The organism is Methanobacterium alkalithermotolerans, from assembly GCF_018141185.1.
Taxonomy (GTDB): Archaea; Methanobacteriota; Methanobacteria; order Methanobacteriales; family Methanobacteriaceae; genus Methanobacterium_F; species Methanobacterium_F alkalithermotolerans.
Genome location: NZ_CP058560.1, coordinates 101,125 through 119,571, shown reverse-complemented (window position 1 = coordinate 119,571; position 18,447 = coordinate 101,125). Strand labels below are relative to the sequence as shown.

The following is an 18,447-nucleotide window of genomic DNA, read 5'->3' as shown; positions in this document are numbered from 1 at the left end:
GATTGTAATTAATTTAAAAAAAAAATTAGGCATAATTGTAAAAATGTAGTGGATCTTATTTAAAAATAAAATAAGATCTTATTATTTTTAATAAGGATCTGCTTGTTTTCAACTAGGATATTTATTTTCTCAATATTATCACAAAATCCATTCCTATACTCCGATTCGTATCTATTTTTTAGTTCCGGATTATTTTTTAAAGCATTGTAGAATTTTTTAAAACAACCTAAATCAATGGCTTCAAAACCATACTCTGGCCGGGGAGGATATTTCTTTTCACAGTATATGGAATTATTATCATATACGGCGGAAATAGGACTAAAAAGATCAACCTCATCATCCATTATCTCTAGATGATTAATAAAGTATGCTTTAGGTGACTGGGGAATATAGTTGCTCTCCTCCAAGGAATGGAAAACTGTGTATGAAAAATATATCATCATTACTTCTTTGTCGGGTTTCCAAAAAGAAGGCTGATATATACTATTTATGCCCGGGCTTTTTTGAACAATTTTGGAAAAATCCTCAATATTATCTATCTTTTTAGCAACTAATTCTTTTAATAAAGGGATATGGATATAATATGGAATTAGTCTACCTTCACGTTTGCTAAAAGAATCCAAATCTTTTAAGGACAAACTATGTTTATTTTTTAAATCAAATTCCTTAATAAAGGCATAATCAATAATTGAAGATTTATCAGAACTAATTTCATAATAGAACATTAAGGTACCTGATTTTTCAAAATATCCAGCATTGAAATTAGTTTTACTAAATCCGTTTTTTTTATATATTCCTGAAATTTCATGAATAATACTGGAAAACCTTTCCTTCTCAGTAGAAGTTAACTTATCATCGTATTTACCCTTTTCCCAATCCTTTTTTAATTTTTTAAAACTTGATTTGTTAATTTTAAAGTATCCATAGCTGGGACTTTTTATCTGGTCTTCAATATCAAAATAATTATCCATAATTTCTAAAAAATTGTAATCTTCCCATAAATCTAAAATAGGATGATTATCTAATTCCATTTTTATTATAGGATTACCTTCATGATCTAGCATACCTAAAACCTCTATTTAAACATAAAAATATAAATACCCATTTATTTTTTGAAATATAAACTTAACCTCAATAGGTCGCAATCCTTGTTTGTTGGATATAACACTGAAGTCGATATATTTTTTTAAAACATCCATTATTCCCAATCTGGATTGTATTGCTCCCAGAAAGGACTATCATCTGTGTTTCTAACTATAACATTAGTATAATCAGGGTACATAAAATTAGTACCGTCTTCTTCCTCATTATATTTAACTTCTTCCCAAAACGCTTTTTCTAACTCTTTTGCTTGGCTTTTATCTCCTCTGACTATTATAAACTCTTTATCAAAGTCATTTACCATAAAAATAATTTTTTCGCCTGATTTCGTTTTAGCAGTGTAAAAACTCCATTCTATTTCTATTGGGTTTATATCGTATTCTACCATTATTAATCCCTCTTTTATATTTCTTCCTATTAATCGTACCCTAAAAGCCCATCGACCATTAAACTCCATTCCAGCGTCATTATCTAAAATTTATTTCATTTTAACAGCCAAAATACTTGATTAAATTAGATATGATCTTACTACAAGATTATTAAAAAATTATCTAATTATTCGAAATAGAATAACATTTGGTTATTTTTAATTAAAATGTCATCATTCTCGATTAATGTGTTTATTTCTTTCATTTCATTTTCAAAATCCGGTAAATAAGATTCATACTCTTTTTTAAGTTTAGGATTATTATTAAAATCATTATAAAAACTTTTAAAACATTCATAATTAAAAGTATAAATACCATATTCAATAGGAGTCTTACGTGATTCTATATCATGGAAATTCCCACGATTACAGTATTCCCGATATAAACCAAAGGGCCAATTATACGTTACATCAAATAGATTATCCCCTATTTCCATGTATTTAATGAAATAAGCTTTTGAAGATAAAGGCTGATAATTATTTTCCGCTAAAAAATTAAATATCATGTAAGAAAGCCCATATGCTGGGTATTTAAATTCTCTTTTAGGCTTTTCCATTAAGTTTAACAACATTTTTAAGACAGAATCTATCTCAGTTCTTTTTTTAACAATTTCTGATAGACTTTCGATATTATCTATGTTTTGTTGAATTATTTCTTTTAATAAGGGAATTGCTACGTAGTAAGGAACGAGTCGCAAAAATATCATTTCTGCTTTTAATTCATCTAACAATAATTCCACTTCTCCCAATTTGAATTCTTTTAAATAAGGATAGTAATTAGACGGATTTTCTATTTTAGTTTCATAATAAAATCTTACAACTTCTAATTCCGTTACTTCAACTTGAGGTCCATAATTAATAATAGAAGGGCCATCTTTAAAAATTTCAGAAATCCTATTTATAATGTCTTCAACCCTTTTACTTTGATCTTTTGTTAATTTATCTGCAAAAATCCCTTTATTCCAATCCTTTAGTAATTCATTGAAAAATTCCATATTTATTTCAAAATATCCAAGCCTATCATCTTGTATTTGACCAGATATATCAAAATAATTGTCAACTATCTCAAAAAAAATATAATCCTCCCATAAATCTAAAACAGGATCATCATCAATTTCCATTTTCTTTATTGGAGACATAGACATAAATATAACCATCCCTAGATCAAAATTCAATCCAATTCTATTTAAACCGTTTAAACAGCGTTTATAACTTCATAAAGTCTTGAAATTGAATATACTTTTAATTTCTAAAAATGTTTTGGATTTTTTAAAATCAAAAAATTCTTCTTATCTAAAAATTTTAATCATTTTTTTGTTTTGTTTTGTTATTTCATTTTTAGCTCAGATTATTTATTATTGATAAAAATCCTTATTTGTTGGATAGGTTTTAATTAAAAGCTGATTGATTTGATGGTAGCAAAAAGTGTATCAATAGAGTTAGATGATCTCTTAGACTTAGATCAAAAAATCAAACCGATGAAGCAAGCAGTCTAAGTGCATTTATAATAGATGCCATTAAAAATGAGTTGAAAAGTAAATAAAAATTTATTATGAAAAATGAATCTTAAAAACCCAGGATAATATAGTTAATTAAAATGTTCTAGTATGTATTCAGCATCTTCGGGAGGTTTTAATGGTTCATTACTGCTGCCAATTCTTATAAAGAATGAATTCACCTTTATATTTTAGATAAACTTGTTTATGGCTTAAGATTTTGTATATTTGTATTCTAAAAGGGATTATATTAAATTAAATTTTCTTTGATTTTTCAATAATACGTAATAAAATTGGTTCTTTTATTAATTTAATTCCTTCTTCTTTTATACAGATATAATCATCAACTCTTCTATTCATAGATTGAATTTTTACATATTTTGAATTGCCAAATTCTTTTTGAAATGCCTTCCGCATACCTATATCAGTTAAAGCATATTTATAATTGAGTATTTGATCTAATATATCTTTATATTCTGATTTAGAGAATAATTCATTATAAACTTCGATGAAAGGAACACATCCATCTTCTATGGAATTAAGTTGGATATATTCACCCGTTGCTTGAAGAATTAAATTAGCAATGGGGGATTGAATTCCTTTTAGAAAAATTCTAAATAAAATTTCTTTTCTATCAAAGGGGTCTATAATATTCTTTTCTGGTTTTAAAATCTCAAGTATATCCCCATTTTCATTTAGAATGAGTATACCTATGCCTAATCTTTTACATATATCATAATATTTTTTATTTTGAAGTTCGAAGTTTTCTTCACTCATACCAAAAATGTAAACATAATCAGCAAATTCTAAAATAGGAATAGCTTCACATAATACTTTACTAAAATTACTTCTTCCATCTAAATAGTGCTTACCTTCTAAAAGATAAATCACCTGAGAATTGTTTTTCCTATAGTATCCATAAACATCAGCTCTCATTCTTCTATCAGAGCCCATATGCAGTTCATTTCCCACATATTCTTTTACGCAATTTTTATTTTCTATTAAAAATTTTTCTACTAAGGGATACAAGTCCCTTTCAAAATTAATCATGATATTATTTCCTTGCAACAAAATTTTTACGTGATTAAATTTTTTTACATTTGTCTATGATTATTAAATACTATATATATACAAGTATATATTAATTTTATCATAGACAAGTTTACAAATATAATATTACTTAATATTTAAATATGATTACTAAAATAGGATATTCCCACCATAATTTATAGAAAATATAATATTTGATGTGGATTCAATAGTATTAATAATTAATTTGCTTTAATCTAATAAAAAAAATCATTTAAAAAAAAAGATTGTTTAAGGGGTGTTCATATTGGTATTAAAACTTAAAGAAGCGTTTGAAACTGGCAAACTAGTTCCACGAAAAAACATTAGAGAAGGTAATATTCAAGAGAATTCATTTGTAGTAAGCTTTTTCTCATTTTTACAGGGAAAAGCGGATCCTATGTACCAAAATTCTCAAGAATTCTTTAAATTAACTCATATGACTCATAATTTAAAAGGTATTCTAGGTGAATCATTAGAAAGACTAGGTACGGGAAAGGCCAAACCCCTGATGATTATTGATACCACTTTTGGTGGAGGTAAAACTCACACTTTAGTAGCTTTGTATCACTTATTTGAAAACTCTTGGTTGCTAAAAAAAAATGAGAACATAAAGGAGCTACTAAAGCAAAGAGAAATGACAGAAATACCTGAAGTATCTATGGTATCTATTGATGCCAGAGACCTCAGTGGAATTGAAAGTGAATATAAAACCATCTGGGGAGAAATAGGTAGACAGCTAAACTGTTATGATCGTTTCGAAGAATATGATAAAAAAATGCAACGCCCCACCACTAAAGTTCTAACTGAAGTTCTTGAAAATCAAAATAAGCCTGTTTTAATATTATTGGATGAATTAGTAAACTATTTGAAAGATTCTGAAGGAATAAAAGTTGGAGATACTAATCTATCTAATATAACTATATCTTTTCTACATAACATCACTGAAGCCATTTCCAAGACCGAAAAAGCAATGATGGTTTTAACCTTACCTGGTTTTGAACCTGCCTATATAAAACAATCAGAGTTATTAGAAGGCTATAAAGAAAGTGTGAGATCAATTATTGCACGTGAAGGTTCTTTTGTAGTTCCATTACGAAAGGATGATGTTTATACTATTGTTAAAAAGAGGTTATTTGAAAATATTGATGAGAATTTAGCTATTGCGGTAGCAGAAGAAATTCAATCATTCTACACAAAAAATTCCAATTATTTACCGGAAGTTGTTAAATCAACAGAATACTTTAAATCGTTAGAAAAAGCCTATCCATTCCATCCAATAATTATAGATATATTATATGATAGGATAGCAACTATTAGTGAGTTTAATAAAACTAGAGGAGTTTTAAGACTACTCTCACATGTAATCAAGCGTGTTTATCAAAAGAGGAATAATTTAGATATTGATCTAATTATAACACCAGGTATTATTGATCTATTAGATAATTCTATTTACAATGAATTGACCAATAGAATTGACCGTGGCGAGTTCCAAAATGTCATTCGCACAGATATAGTCAATGAAGATCATAAAGCCCGTGCTCAAGCCCTAGAACCTATAACCTATATGGGATCTAATGTAAGAATTGCAACAACCATCTATTTATACACATTAATTGGTTCTACTAAAGATTATAGTAGAGGGGCAACCATTAAAGACATAGCACTTGCAGTATCGGTACCTAAACTCCTTTATCCCGGCGATGTGGAAGAATCAATTGATAAAATGGATAGTATTGATGGATTATGGTACTTCAAACAAACCGCTGGTCATTGGTACTTTACGGTTGATATATCTATAAAAAAATTAATTAATGATGCCAAAACACGTATTTCCCGAATACAAAAGAAAAAGGAAATTAAATCTAGACTAAGTAAAATGCTCAGAACAGATATATTTGATGTTAGAGTTTGGGAATCTGATGTGAAAAACCCCACTAAACCCACATTAGTCGTTACTGATTATCAATATTTACCTTCAACTGAAGGCGGAAAACCTTCTGAAGGATTAAAAGATATTGTAGAAAAAGAAGGCCAAAATTTCAGGGAAAAACAAAACCTTATTTATTTATTAGTTCCTAAAAAGGAAAGAATCTCTAAAATGGAAGATACTGTTGCCCTTTATCTTGCTATAAAAGATTTAAAAACTTCTACAGATACTAAAGAACAACTAAAAACTTATAAAAAGAAAATTGAAGAGTATGAAAAGGAAACCAATAGTAATTCCAATAGTACTATTGAACTCTGTTATTCTATGATTTTCTATCCCAAAGGTAACGATTTGAAATATATCACCTTGCAAAGTGGATTAGAAGGAGCTAAAAATTTACCTGAAAAGGTTTATTTAGCTCTTAAAAAGGCAGATAAAATCTTAGAAGATTTACATCCTTCTTTTATTGCAGATAGAGTTTTACAAGAAAAGGCTATTAGTTTTTCAGATCTTTATGAAAGATTCCAGAATAATCCTTCCCTGCCTTTACCAAAAAATAAGGAAATACTTAAAAATTCAGTTAATAATGGTGTTGATCAAGGATTATTTGCTTCATATAAAGGTTCCATGCAGGATATTAGTGAAATAAATCTTTGTAAATTTGATACTATCACTAATGATTTTGAATATAAACAGCCCATAAAAGGCGGAGTTAAAGATGCCTACCAAATATTGCCTAAAAATCTGGCGGATGAACTTTTTGATAAATTAAATGATATTGTGGAAAATACTAAAGTTTGTCCACACTGCAAAGGAAGAAACTCTAAGAGTGCGGTTAAATGTACTTGTTGTGGTGAATCTTTTGACACTGTTGAACCTCCAGAACCACCACGAAAACCTGGCGATAAAGAGGATATTGAATGCCCTTATTGTAAGACTAAAAATCCTAAAGGCTCTGAAAAATGTGAAAAGTGTGGAAAATGGATAATCACTAAAAAATTAACTTTTACTTCCATTGATGAATTCTTAGAGGATGTAGAAGAACAAGCATTTAAACTCCAAAAAGTTGAATTTAGATTGCCTACAACTCAAACACTTCAAGCTGCCAGGTTTAGACTTAGTACATTAACCACAGGATATAATCCAAAGATAAAAGCTTCTATGCAGGGAGATAAAATTGGTTTAAACATTAAAGAAGCTGAGAAAGTTGATGTTAATGAGCTATCAGACATTGTACAAAGGTTATCCAATTTAGTTCAAGAAGATGTGGTAACTACGATTAAATTTGATTATGATGATGGAATTGATGTATCTTCTTTAATTGAATCATTTAAAGGATTAAAGGCCTATGAAGATGAAATTGAATTTAAAGCTGAAATTATAACGAGTGAAAAGGTGGGAATTTGAAAATATATCCCAATGATAAACGTATTCATTACTCTTTAAAACTAAAAGAAGGTAAAAACAGGAGTATACAACTGTTTGAGCATATTGAAAGCATAAATAGAAATTATTCCACCCCGATAAGCATAATTTTTTCCTGGCGTAGTGAAATTATCAAAAATTTTGCAGATAGGCTTCAAGAAGAAAAGGGCTTGAAAAAATTATCATGGGGCGATGAATTTGATTTCAAGGTTGATGAAGGGATGAGAATATTAGTGGCCATGAAATTAGCATCCAGTATTGAGGACAGATTAAGAATTGAAGAAGCTTTTGACAATTTACGAAGATTATCTGATGAAGAAGTATCTTTCTGGGTATGGAAGATCCTTTCATTAAAAAATAAAGCTTTAACAGCTTTTAAGGCCATGTATTTATAAAAGGGTGAGGGAATGGAAGAAAAGAGGACTTTAATTGAGACATTTTTACCTGTTGAGGAGATTAGTGCTGAGGCTAAAAAAGAGAAATTGGGAAATGCTAAACCTGCAAGATCAATGTTACATTATTGGTGGACAAGAAAACCCCTTATTGCTTCTAGAGCAACTGTCCTTGGTGCATTATTACCTGAAAATTATGATATAAATGATTTTAAAAAGTTATTGTATCTTAACAAAGATAAGAGATCTCATAATTATAACTTAAAAAAAAGTGAGTACGAAAAAATCCGTAAATATTCTTATGAACTATGGGATACTGAATCTCCAACAATAATGGATCCATTTGCGGGTGGTGGATCAATACCCTTTGAAGCACTGCGAATGGGATGTAATGTAATTGCAAATGATTATAATCCTGTATCTTACCTAATTTTGAAAGGATCTTTAGAATTTCCCTTAAAATACAAAGAAAAATTATTAAAAGATGTTTCAGATGGATTAAAATGGATATTTGATAAATCTTATAATGAATTAAAAGATTTTTATCCAAAATATGAAAACAAAGATGTGGCCGCATATATTCATGCGTGGGTTGTTAAGTGTCCTGATTGCGGACTAAAAAACCCATTAGTTGGACAATGGTCACTTTCTCGAAAAAAAAAGATTTTTTTGGATCCCTATATTGAAGGTAATATAGTTAAATTTAAAATAAAAACAGGAGATGCTGTTCCTGATGGAACTGTAAAAAGAGGTAATGCAAAATGCATTAAATGTGGAAATGTTATTAAGAATGATATCATTAAAAAAGAAATTTTTGAAAATAATGAAGAAATATTATTAGCCTTAGTATTACTCGATAAAAACGGAAAATCCTACGTTTTACCAGACAAAACAAATATCGATGCATTAGAAGAATCTAAAAAATTTTTAGAAAAGCATTGGGATTTATTAATAAAAGAGGATTTAATACCTCTTGAAGAAATGCCTGAGGGAGAAGTCCCAACTTATAGATATTTAAAGTATTGGTATAGAATTTTAAATCCAAGACAACTTATATTGTTCTCATCATTAATAAGATATATCCGTTTATATTCCTCAAATTTGAATAAAGATGATGAATACAAAAGAGCAGTAATAATTTCAATGTCTTTCATTTTAGGAAAACATATAGATTATAACTGTAGATCAACAAGTTGGCATAGACTAAATCAACAAATTGCACATGCTTTAACAACAAGAAGACCTTCGATGTTTTGGGATCATTCTGAAGTTAATCCTTTTGTAAAAAGCTCAGGTACTCTTATAGGGATGATAAATGATATTAATAAAGCTTTAAAATACTCTGTAGAAAAGTTAGAATCTAATACCAACATTTTAATTGAGAATAAATCTATTACTGAGCTTGAATTAAATACTCCTATTATTGTAACAGATCCTCCATATTTTGATGATGTGCAATATGCAGAATTAAGCGAATTCTTTTATGTTTTTGAAAAAAGAGCTTTGAAAAATATAATTAAATTACCCCTCGAAATTCAAAAATCAGAAGATCTTTCTGTTGGTAAAAAAAGATCAAAAGACGTTTTTGAACATCTTTTTAATGTTTCATGTCAAAAAATGAATTCTTTATTGACCGAAAATGGGATATTAATAATGTATTTTGCACATAGCAGTGTTAAAGCATGGGATTTTGTAGTAAACTCTTTAAGAACTGCAAAATTTAGAATAACTGCAACTTGGCCAATACATACTGAAAATCCAAATAATCCATTATCCAGAGGAAATGCTTCAATTATGTCTTCTATTGTTATTGTAGCAAGGAAACGTAAAGAAGATAAAACAGGATATATAGAAGAAATCAAAGGAGACGTGGAAGAGCATCTTAAAGCAAGACTTCAAGAATTTTGGGACTATGGATTAAGAGGTGCAGATATAACTGTTTCAGCAATGGGAGCAACTCTCGACATTTTAACACAATATTCAGAAATTAAAAGTTATACCGGTGAGATGACCGTTAAAGATATTTTAGAACTTGTAGAGATTTATGTCGTGGAATACATTCTTGAAAAATTCTTGAAAAATTCTGAAAGCCTAGATAGTCCAACCAGATTCTATACTTACTGTAGATTGAGTGAATTAGATGGAATGTCTTTCGATACAGCCAACTTAATATCAAAAAGTCTCAGTATTGACCTAAAATTACTAGAATCCAGCGGAAATATATCTTCCATTACAAAAGGAAGCAAGAAGGGTATTAAAATCCTTAAATTTGATGAAAGAGAAGATATTGAGGTCAAAAATCTTATTGACGCTGTTCAATTAGGGATGCTAGCTTATGATAAAGGTGGAATGAGAGAATTTGAGTCTGTTTTAGCAGATATTCCTTACAGTCAAGGAGAAATCTTTAACATTCTAGAATCATTCCAACACTTAGAATCAGGAGATCCCGAAAAACAAATAGCTCTGCAGATACTCGGAAAATCAGCTGACCTAATCCCTGAAAAAGGCCAAACAACATTTGATTAGATAGGAGCGAATAAAATGGTCCTAACCTTAGAAGAAATAAAGTCCCGACTTGAAAATGACCAAATTGAACCTTCTCTTAAGCTTAAGCTAGCTGTGGATGCTTATCGTATCCACCTCAAACATCTTTTTGACCCTTTATCTTGTGTGGCCACTGGTAGGATTGATCCTCTGCCTCACCAGATTGAGAGTTTTGTCAAAATGATGAATATGCTGCGGCCTCATGGAGATACTGATGGAAGAATAAGGGTACTTCTTGCAGATGATGTAGGGTTAGGAAAAACCATTATGATTGGTATGGTATTAAAAGAGCTTCTATTATCTTCTCGAATCAAAAAAGTGTTAATTGTGTGTCCAGCTGGTTTACAGATCCAATGGCAAGAGGAATTGTTATATAAATTTGGGGAAAGCTTTGAAATTATTAGGGGTAAAGTGGGATTGGATAATCCATTTAAACACGTGAATAAATGTATAACTTCGATGGATTATGCTAAAAATCCTGAAAAATTAGAATTATTAAAAGATACCCACTGGGATTTAGTAATTATTGATGAAGCTCACAAATTAAAGTATGGTAACTTAAGATTTGCTTTAGGTGAAGTTTTAAGTGAAAATTCCAGTAATTTAATTCTTGCTACAGCTACCCCTCACGATGGTAAGTTAGAAAACTTTTTAAACATTTTAGGACTTCTCGATCAAAATTTACAATTAACTGAAGATCGTTATGAACTTATACGTTATCTAGATCCTATCATGATCCGGCGAATGAAAAATGAAATAACTAATTTTAAAGGGCAGAATATATTCCCCCACCGGGAAGATCCATACACTATTGATATTGATTTTAATCATGAAGAAGAAGAGTTCTACGATGCCATGGGTGCTTATGTAAACAAATACTACCGTAAAGCCGAAGAACGAAATAAAACTAGTGCTGTTTTAGCTCTATATATTTTACATAGAATGGTTTCATCTTCCATTTATGCCGGTTTACAAGCTCTAAAAAATAGAAAAAATAGACTATGGGAACCTTTCCTAGAAACTAAAGATGAAAGCATCTATTTTGAACATCCAGAAGATTTAGATGCAAAAACCAGAGAAGAAGATGACGACATTATCATTGGGTCAACTGCATCTATTGGTGATGAATTAAAAGAAGAACTTGAAGAACTGGAAGAATTAATATCAATGGGTCAGAATTTAGTTGATTCTAATGAAGATAGTAAAAGCCTGAAATTAATAGAAGGATTAAAAGAACTTAGAAGGACTAGACCGGAAGATAAAATTATCCTCTTCACTGAATTTAAACCTACTTTGTTTAATCTTAAAAGAATATTAGAAGAAGAAGGTTTTAGTGTAGTAGAAATCCATGGTAGTATGGATATTAAAGAGCGGGAACTTCAAAGAGATAATTTTGAAAATTTTGCTAATATTTTAATTGGTACTGATGCTATTAGTGAGGGTCTTAACCTCCAATTTGCTAATATTGTAGTTAATTACGAGCTTCCTTGGAATCCTAATCGTTTAGAACAAAGGATTGGGCGAGCCTATCGTTATGGTCAGGAAAAGCCTGTTTTTATTTATAATTATAAAACAGGATTTGCCATTGATAATCATGTTTTAGAGAAGTTAGTGGAAAAATTAGAAGAAATACGCTTAGCTTTTGGTGATCGGACCGTAGATGTTATTGGTTCTCTAATTTCTGAAAAAGAAATGATGGAAATCTTTAAAATAGCTCGTACAGTAGGTGATACTGATGCATCTGACAGAGTACAAGGTTTAATTGAAGAAAAACTATTATTAATAGATAATATTGAACATTACATGATTAAAAATCGTTTTGATTTGACTGAAGTTTTAAGAGCTACTAGGAGCATAGAAAGCGGTGTCGTTAAGTTTGATGTGGAAAGATTTTTATTAAGTTATTTATCTAATAGAGAAAATGGATCTTATGATCCTATTGGGAAAAATACGCATATTTTGTATCTTAATGAGGTGGATATTAGTGCAGACCCGAAATGCACCGAAAATATTCCTCCCTATAAAAATAAAGTCTACGATTTTCAGGGTACCTTTGATAAAGATGCCCAAAGAAAATATGAATATGTGGCACTAGGAAACCCCGCACTTAGTATGGCCTTGGAAAAATCCATGAATTTTGAAGGTATAAGCCTATTGAAAGGTGAAGAAAATGGACTTCTTTTATCTTATATTTTAAGATTTTTTGATGCTCAAGATCAAGAAGTTTATGCTGAACCTATTCTTATTTTTATGAATGAGAAAGAAGCAAAAGTAATAGATCCCTTACAGATATGGGATTATGATACTTTAGAGGAAGATTATATTCCACAGGAATTTATGGACTTTTTAGATACTGTGAATTTTACGGAAATAAAAAGGGAAATTGATCCTCAGATTCAGGATTTGAAAAAATTTGCTCAAAATAAGCATGAAAAAGATCTAGAGTTAGATTTAAAAAGAGTTAATGCTGATTATGAATGTAAAATAGCTATTGAAGAGCGAAATATCGAAAAAGCTAAAGAAAAAGGTCAGCGCTTCTTAATTCCAGGTCATGCAGAAAATGTAAGTTCTTTGAGGGCTGAACATCTAAGAATTGTTTCAGAATTAGAGTCTTCTCGAAATATTCGATGGGAGTTATGTGGACCGCTATCTAGTGGGATTGTGATTAAACCGGAAAAAGCTTCCGGTGTTAATGATATGGATATAGAAAAACTAAAAAAGGAAGTTGAAAAAGCTGGTGTGGACTATATAATCAAAAAAGAAAAAGAATGGGGTCGGGAAACTGTTTATAATTCATTGGATAAGGAAGAATTTAGAGGTTATGATCTTTTAACAATATCTGATAGTGAAAAAAGGATGATTGAAGCTAAATCATTTAAAACAGAAGGTAATATTCAAATATCTTCAAATGAATGGAGAGTGGCATCGGAAAATCCAGATAATTACCATTTATATGTGGTGAAAAATGCTCTGGATGATCCAGAATTAACCAAAATAAGGGATCCGTATAATAATTTAAGTGAAGTGGCCAAAACTATTCATTTTGATGATTATAAAGTTGTTATTGATCCTTCGGGTCTTGATGATGCTATAAAATCAACTAAAACTAAATTGATAGTTCCTGAACCAGCTAAAGAAGAAAGTAGTTCTGATATAATGGATCAGTTAATGAGTTCGGATTTTGTGAATTGGATAGAAAACTTACCTTATCCATTATCATCTATTTTATGGAAATATTATGCTGAGAGAAATACTTCTAAACAAGTAAAAATTTTATTTAATTACTTTGAGGCTTTATGTGAATTCCATGGTACTATTATTGTTAGTCTAACTGCGGAAGCCTTAAAAAATGATCGAAACATTCTGGAAGATCCTAATATTCTGGAAGATCGTGTAGAATGGATAATACAAACTAGTTTTGGGAAATGGTATACATTTGGAGGTAGAATTGCTAAAAAAATCAGGTTCTTATCCAGTAGCGGATCTAAAAACCATAGACTATTATTTGAGAAATTTTTAGATATAACTGGTCAAAGCAGAGAATTTATTGATTTAATGACCAACAAGCAATTATACAACTTATTTAATGATGTTAAAGACTATCGTAATAGGCATAAAGGACATGGAGGAGATTCATCTGAAGAAATTGAAAAAGAAGTTCTTCAATACTTAGAAAAACAGCTTTATCGGACGTGGAGAACTATTTCTAATATTTATTTAGACAATATTTTGATTATGCCCCAGGAAGGTACTAGATTAGAAGATCATTATCAATATGATGTAAGAAAAATAATAGGCACCAGAACTCCTTTTATCACCATGAAATTGCAAACTGATAATTCATTAAAAACTAAAACTCTTTATTTAATAAATAAAGATAAACTAAAGCCTTTGCAAATACTTCCTTTCTTTAAAATATTAGAAAGCAGCAAAACAAGTGAAGAAGCTTGTTATTTCTATAGGGAAGTCGATGGAAGTACAGTTAGATGGATTTCTTATCACTATGGAATTGATCCAGAATTATATTTACCATTAGAAAGGGACATAAAAAAAGCAATTGAAATATTACTTCCTTCATAATATTATTAAGGGGTGAAAAATATGGAGAAAAAAATAAAAGGGGTTACACATCCAGTACCCACCGAATATGCAGAAAGGATATACCATAAGGGGAAAACAGTCTTTGTAGGAAAAACGCATCTGGGAAAAGTTAAAAAAGGGGATAAATTCGTTATCTATGAATCCCACGGGGCCAAAGCCTATACCGGCTGGGCAGATATCATCCAGGTGTTGAAGATGAAACCAGCGGAAATTTTAGATAAATATAACGACCAGCTGATGATTACACCAGATGAATTCAAGGAATACTCTAAGGGCCGCAGCCAGATGAATGTGATTGAATTTGAAAACTTCCAGTTATTTTCTAAAAAAGTGGCGCCTAAAAGATTCGTGGCCATAAGTGGTAAATACATCTATGAGGACGAATTCAGGATTATTGAGAAAAACCGGGGTTAAAATGATGGAATCTATAACCAAATGTCTTAATGAATGGAATGCCACTTTAGAAGCACTGGGGAAGGGAAAACAAACCATTTTAATTAGAAAATATAACACCAGTGTAGATAAGTTCCTCTTATACCCCACCACCAGCTACACTATGAAAGATGATTTCCTAAAGAGCTTTAAAAAGGAATATCAATCCTTTGCTGAAAAAAATGCCCTTCCTAAGCAAAATAATGGTAAAAGTGAAGTAAAGTACTGCGCCACCGTAGAAAAAGTAGTAGAAAAACCTTCCACCAGGATTGGATCCTTAAATAAATATCATATCTGGACAAATGATCATGTTAAATCATATCTGGGTTCAGGTAAAGGTTATGTGTGGGTTCTGAGGGTTTATGAATTGGATGAACCGGTTATGTTAGATAGGACCCGGGGTTTACTGTATGCTAATGTAAGTGAAGGGGTTTCTTTGAAAGGTAAGCCTGTTTTAAGTGATTCTGAGTTTAATGAGATTTATGGGAAAATTAAATAATCTAAAAATGGGGGTTAATGTATATATGAATTTAAATCTAGGTTATTTGATGGGAGTTTTCCTGCAAAAAGATAAGGATTGTTTTAAGGAATATATTGGCTGGGATCTTTCTTTAGGTGGTAGAACTAAGGTTGATTTTTTTGGTATCTCTAAATCTGGTGATGAAAAGATTATTCATTTCATAATTGGTAGATTTAAACAGGACAACAAGAAAGATTTTTTTAAGTTTTATGAAAAAGCACTTTCTCTTAAGGAATATGCAGACAATGTTTATGTTTTTGATTATTACAGTGACGATTTTAAAGAAAACAATAAGATTGACATAGACTTATGTAAAACGGAAGGAATAGGAATTATTCTATGTGATGGTGAAAGGATTTATGAGTTTCTGAAACCACAGAAGAATAAAATAGATTCTTTAAACAAAAAAGATGTTATATTCCGTGCTTTTTTGAAGAATGTTGAAATAGGAGAAAATGGTAAAAGGAATTATATTGCAGATATTGTTTTTCAGGCTACATATGAGTTAACCCGTAAAAGGGGTGTAGAATGTGCCAAGTTTGGTGATGTATACGATAATTTATTTTCTGAGGAAGGATACAAAAAAATATTAAATAAAGCTCTTCCAGGTAAGCATGTTTTAAACGAAAGCGGCATGCTAGGAGGATTTAATCGTGCATACGAAAGAAAAATTTTCATAAGAGTGCTGAAACATTCCAAAACCAGAGAAAATAAAATATGTTTTAATGAACATAGTCTGGAGAAAAGTAAAAAACCCATACTACTAGATTGATAACGATTATACCCTCCATGTGTAATTTATTTTTTCTGAGAACTTGGTCATTTTTTACCATTCGATAATTTAAGAATTAATTTCATAAGATTGCCTAATAATGGTCATTATGTAATCCAAATCAGATTCAGGTTTTATTTTTATTTCATAATCGCCATTTCCCCAATGACCTACATTAGAAATATCTCTAGTGATACCTTTAGGATCATCTAAATCACCCTTCCGAACATTCAGCCATATTTTAATCTGACTTTTCTGTATACGTAAATCTGCAAAGTTAGTGTTAGATTTATAGGCAATATAATATTTTGTAGGCCTAATCTCTACAGTATCACCTAAACTGTAAATCCTTTCCTTTAATTCATTATATAATTCATTAACATCATCTGATGTGGTTTTTAGATGGTCCTCTTCAGTATACACTTTTACTTCATCAGTAACCTTTTTTACAATTTCACTTTTAGAGCTAACCTTGGTAATGGACTCACTTGATTTAGGGGCTTTTAATTGGTTAAAAAGAACTGTATCATTTTCATATCTAATAACTTCCCATAATTCTATGGGTAAATCTTTGAATTCTATGGCTTGTCTTTGGTATTTTGTAAACTTAGGAGAAATAAATATCACTCGTGATTGAGACCAGTCCACATCATTTTTACCTAAAAAATCATCTGTAGATTCATTATATTCTAAAATAAAATCTGCTTTATTATTTAGAAGAAGCGCAAGATAAGCATAGCCTTGATCAATTACAGAAAAATTAGAACTTTTTTTATATTCAATAATTACAAATGATTTGGTCTCTTTATCAAAGGCTAGAGTGTCCATCCGTAAATCATTAAGCTTAAATTCAGATTTGACGAAATCCAAACCAAAAATTTTGCCTATATTTTTCTCAGTTATTTTCTGAATATTTTTCTCTAATTTAAAATCAATTTGATTTATTTTCTTTAATTCTTCCCCTTCAATTGAAAATAACATCTATTAATCCCCTCATTAGAATATTTATTTATTATAAATAATAATATTATCCTCATTAGGTCAGATTAGGCCCAAGAAGTATAATTAAATTTCTGTTCTCTTAAAGAAAAGGTCATTTTGGCACTTCAATTGAATAATAACCCCTCATAGGTAGATTCAAACAAAAAAATAATGTAAATGTGGATTCATTAGGTTTAAAACAGATTAAAAAAATTTAACTAAGATTTATTGGCCCGTCTGATCTTTACTAGATATTAACTCATTAATTTTTTTCATCATAAAACCAAGGCCTTTACATCCCTCCAAGGGAAAAGAAAGTTTTTTATTTTCAAAAATAGTTTTTATAATCAAGTTGTAGTTTTTACCACCTAAGACAACCAAAGAATCATATTTATCTAGATTTTTATCTTTAATTTGAATAGAGGGCTCTTTTAAGGATATAGGATTAGATTTTTTAGAATTAAAACTTACATCATAGGGCCCTGAAACTATATCCTCCGGATATAAAAATCCATATTTAGCAGATAATATGCACCAATCATCCGGGTGGAATAATTCTGCATATTGTTTACATTTAGTTGAAAATGGGCCAATATAAACTTCTTTAGCACTATTTGGTCCTATATTAAAATATTTATCCCATATTTTAGTTTTTCCACAGGGTATGATACATAATGTTTTCATATATTCAATCTAACATTCTTTTAATTATACCACTAAAATCAGAATCCACACATATCATAAAATCATTTAAAGCAGAATATTCTGTTTTTAAATTAAAAATTCCCTTAAATTTTTCATTTAAGTCATTGATTTGCTTTCTTTTTGTTTCTGACTGATCTGGAACAACTATAATTAAAGGAAATTTATCTAATAATTCATACTCCCTACCTTTTCCATTATTGAAATTTAATATTATTTTACGAGAAACCATATACACTGGAATAGGGCCAGCCATGTCTTTAGGTGGGGTGGGTTTATTGGGTATAACTTCAATGGCTAAAATAGGTTTCTGGCCATCAAAGAGCATTATACTCCCATTGCCTATTCTAAATCTAGATTTTTCTCCCGGATATAAATCTGGCTCATCAAAAAATACAATGTTGTTTAATCCATTTTTACCTTTTACAAAGATTTCATATCCTAGATTTAAATCTTGGATTTCTTCATTTATTTTTTCTATTAACTTTTCACCACTTACCATAATAATCCCTTATTATATTATGATCTTATCATAAAAAATTTTAACTAGTTAAGT

The 18,447-nt window shown here is 29.9% G+C and carries 14 protein-coding genes; 7 read left to right on the top strand and 7 right to left on the bottom strand.

Annotated elements, in window-relative coordinates; all coding sequences use genetic code 11:
- Window positions 1–59: 59 nt before the first annotated feature.
- The 4 genes from HYG87_RS00590 to HYG87_RS00575 all read right to left on the bottom strand — a co-directional run bounded on the left by HYG87_RS00590 (window position 60) and on the right by HYG87_RS00575 (window position 4,074).
- On the bottom strand, window positions 60–1,064 hold the full coding sequence (locus tag HYG87_RS00590; protein ID WP_211533308.1) for a hypothetical protein: 1,005 nt from the start codon (window positions 1,062–1,064) through the stop codon (window positions 60–62).
- A 134-nt stretch (window positions 1,065–1,198) separates the two neighbouring features.
- The gene (locus HYG87_RS00585) at window positions 1,199–1,489 is read right to left on the bottom strand and encodes a hypothetical protein (protein WP_211533307.1); all 291 of its coding nucleotides are present in this window, start codon (window positions 1,487–1,489) and stop codon (window positions 1,199–1,201) included.
- Window positions 1,490–1,656: 167 nt separating this feature from the next.
- Complete coding sequence (locus HYG87_RS00580; RefSeq protein ID WP_211533306.1) at window positions 1,657–2,649, bottom strand: hypothetical protein; 993 nt, start codon at window positions 2,647–2,649, stop codon at window positions 1,657–1,659.
- Between the two features lie 630 nt (window positions 2,650–3,279).
- Window positions 3,280–4,074: a hypothetical protein gene (locus HYG87_RS00575; protein WP_211533305.1), complete on the bottom strand. Its 795-nt coding sequence runs from the start codon at window positions 4,072–4,074 to the stop codon at window positions 3,280–3,282.
- Between the two features lie 457 nt (window positions 4,075–4,531).
- On the opposite strand from HYG87_RS00575, the gene HYG87_RS00570 reads away from it, so the two are divergent.
- The 7 genes from HYG87_RS00570 to HYG87_RS00540 are packed head-to-tail and all read left to right on the top strand — an operon-like array spanning window position 4,532 to window position 16,208.
- Window positions 4,532–7,429, top strand: coding sequence for a DUF499 domain-containing protein (locus HYG87_RS00570; RefSeq protein WP_211533304.1), 2,898 nt, complete (start codon window positions 4,532–4,534; stop codon window positions 7,427–7,429).
- Complete coding sequence (locus HYG87_RS00565; RefSeq protein WP_211533303.1) at window positions 7,426–7,842, top strand: hypothetical protein; 417 nt, start codon at window positions 7,426–7,428, stop codon at window positions 7,840–7,842. Before HYG87_RS00570 ends, HYG87_RS00565 begins: the two co-directional genes overlap by 4 nt.
- Before the next feature lie 12 nt (window positions 7,843–7,854).
- Entirely contained in the window at window positions 7,855–10,365 is a 2,511-nt protein-coding gene (locus tag HYG87_RS00560; protein ID WP_211533302.1) for a DUF1156 domain-containing protein, read from the top strand.
- A gap of 15 nt (window positions 10,366–10,380) precedes the next feature.
- The gene (locus HYG87_RS00555; protein ID WP_211533301.1) at window positions 10,381–14,463 is read left to right on the top strand and encodes a helicase-related protein; all 4,083 of its coding nucleotides are present in this window, start codon (window positions 10,381–10,383) and stop codon (window positions 14,461–14,463) included.
- A gap of 21 nt (window positions 14,464–14,484) precedes the next feature.
- Window positions 14,485–14,898, top strand: coding sequence for a DUF365 domain-containing protein (locus HYG87_RS00550; protein ID WP_211533300.1), 414 nt, complete (start codon window positions 14,485–14,487; stop codon window positions 14,896–14,898).
- Between the two features lie 4 nt (window positions 14,899–14,902).
- Entirely contained in the window at window positions 14,903–15,415 is a 513-nt protein-coding gene (locus HYG87_RS00545; RefSeq protein WP_211534171.1) for a DUF1802 family protein, read from the top strand.
- A complete protein-coding gene (locus HYG87_RS00540) occupies window positions 15,399–16,208 on the top strand; it encodes a hypothetical protein (RefSeq protein WP_211533299.1) in 810 nt (269 codons plus the stop codon). The genes HYG87_RS00545 and HYG87_RS00540 overlap by 17 nt, the downstream gene beginning before the upstream one ends.
- Window positions 16,209–16,277: 69 nt before the next feature.
- Here HYG87_RS00540 and HYG87_RS00535 read toward each other — a convergent pair whose 3' ends face one another.
- The 3 genes from HYG87_RS00535 to HYG87_RS00525 all read right to left on the bottom strand — a co-directional run bounded on the left by HYG87_RS00535 (window position 16,278) and on the right by HYG87_RS00525 (window position 18,393).
- Window positions 16,278–17,189, bottom strand: coding sequence for a DUF5655 domain-containing protein (locus HYG87_RS00535; RefSeq protein ID WP_211533298.1), 912 nt, complete (start codon window positions 17,187–17,189; stop codon window positions 16,278–16,280).
- A gap of 225 nt (window positions 17,190–17,414) precedes the next feature.
- Window positions 17,415–17,873 carry a DUF6884 domain-containing protein gene (locus HYG87_RS00530; RefSeq protein ID WP_249164861.1) on the bottom strand — a complete coding sequence of 153 codons (459 nt, stop codon included), beginning with the start codon at window positions 17,871–17,873 and terminating at the stop codon, window positions 17,415–17,417.
- A 4-nt stretch (window positions 17,874–17,877) separates the two neighbouring features.
- A complete protein-coding gene (locus HYG87_RS00525; RefSeq protein ID WP_211533297.1) occupies window positions 17,878–18,393 on the bottom strand; it encodes a hypothetical protein in 516 nt (171 codons plus the stop codon).
- Window positions 18,394–18,447: the final 54 nt, after the last annotated feature.

Bases quoted from the DNA above. Each gene is read 5' to 3' on its own strand.
- HYG87_RS00590 (WP_211533308.1), bottom strand. From the start codon at position 1,064: ATGCTAGATCATGAAGGTAATCCTATAATAAAAATGGAATTAGATAAT.
- HYG87_RS00585 (WP_211533307.1), bottom strand. From the start codon at position 1,489: ATGGTAGAATACGATATAAACCCAATAGAAATAGAATGGAGTTTTTAC.
- HYG87_RS00580 (WP_211533306.1), bottom strand. From the start codon at position 2,649: ATGGAAATTGATGATGATCCTGTTTTAGATTTATGGGAGGATTATATT.
- HYG87_RS00575 (WP_211533305.1), bottom strand. From the start codon at position 4,074: ATGATTAATTTTGAAAGGGACTTGTATCCCTTAGTAGAAAAATTTTTA.
- HYG87_RS00570 (WP_211533304.1), top strand. From the start codon at position 4,532: ATGACTCATAATTTAAAAGGTATTCTAGGTGAATCATTAGAAAGACTA.
- HYG87_RS00560 (WP_211533302.1), top strand. From the start codon at position 7,855: ATGGAAGAAAAGAGGACTTTAATTGAGACATTTTTACCTGTTGAGGAG.
- HYG87_RS00555 (WP_211533301.1), top strand. From the start codon at position 10,381: ATGGTCCTAACCTTAGAAGAAATAAAGTCCCGACTTGAAAATGACCAA.
- HYG87_RS00550 (WP_211533300.1), top strand. From the start codon at position 14,485: ATGGAGAAAAAAATAAAAGGGGTTACACATCCAGTACCCACCGAATAT.
- HYG87_RS00545 (WP_211534171.1), top strand. From the start codon at position 14,903: ATGGAATCTATAACCAAATGTCTTAATGAATGGAATGCCACTTTAGAA.
- HYG87_RS00540 (WP_211533299.1), top strand. From the start codon at position 15,399: ATGGGAAAATTAAATAATCTAAAAATGGGGGTTAATGTATATATGAAT.
- HYG87_RS00535 (WP_211533298.1), bottom strand. From the start codon at position 17,189: ATGTTATTTTCAATTGAAGGGGAAGAATTAAAGAAAATAAATCAAATT.
- HYG87_RS00530 (WP_249164861.1), bottom strand. From the start codon at position 17,873: ATGAAAACATTATGTATCATACCCTGTGGAAAAACTAAAATATGGGAT.
- HYG87_RS00525 (WP_211533297.1), bottom strand. From the start codon at position 18,393: ATGGTAAGTGGTGAAAAGTTAATAGAAAAAATAAATGAAGAAATCCAA.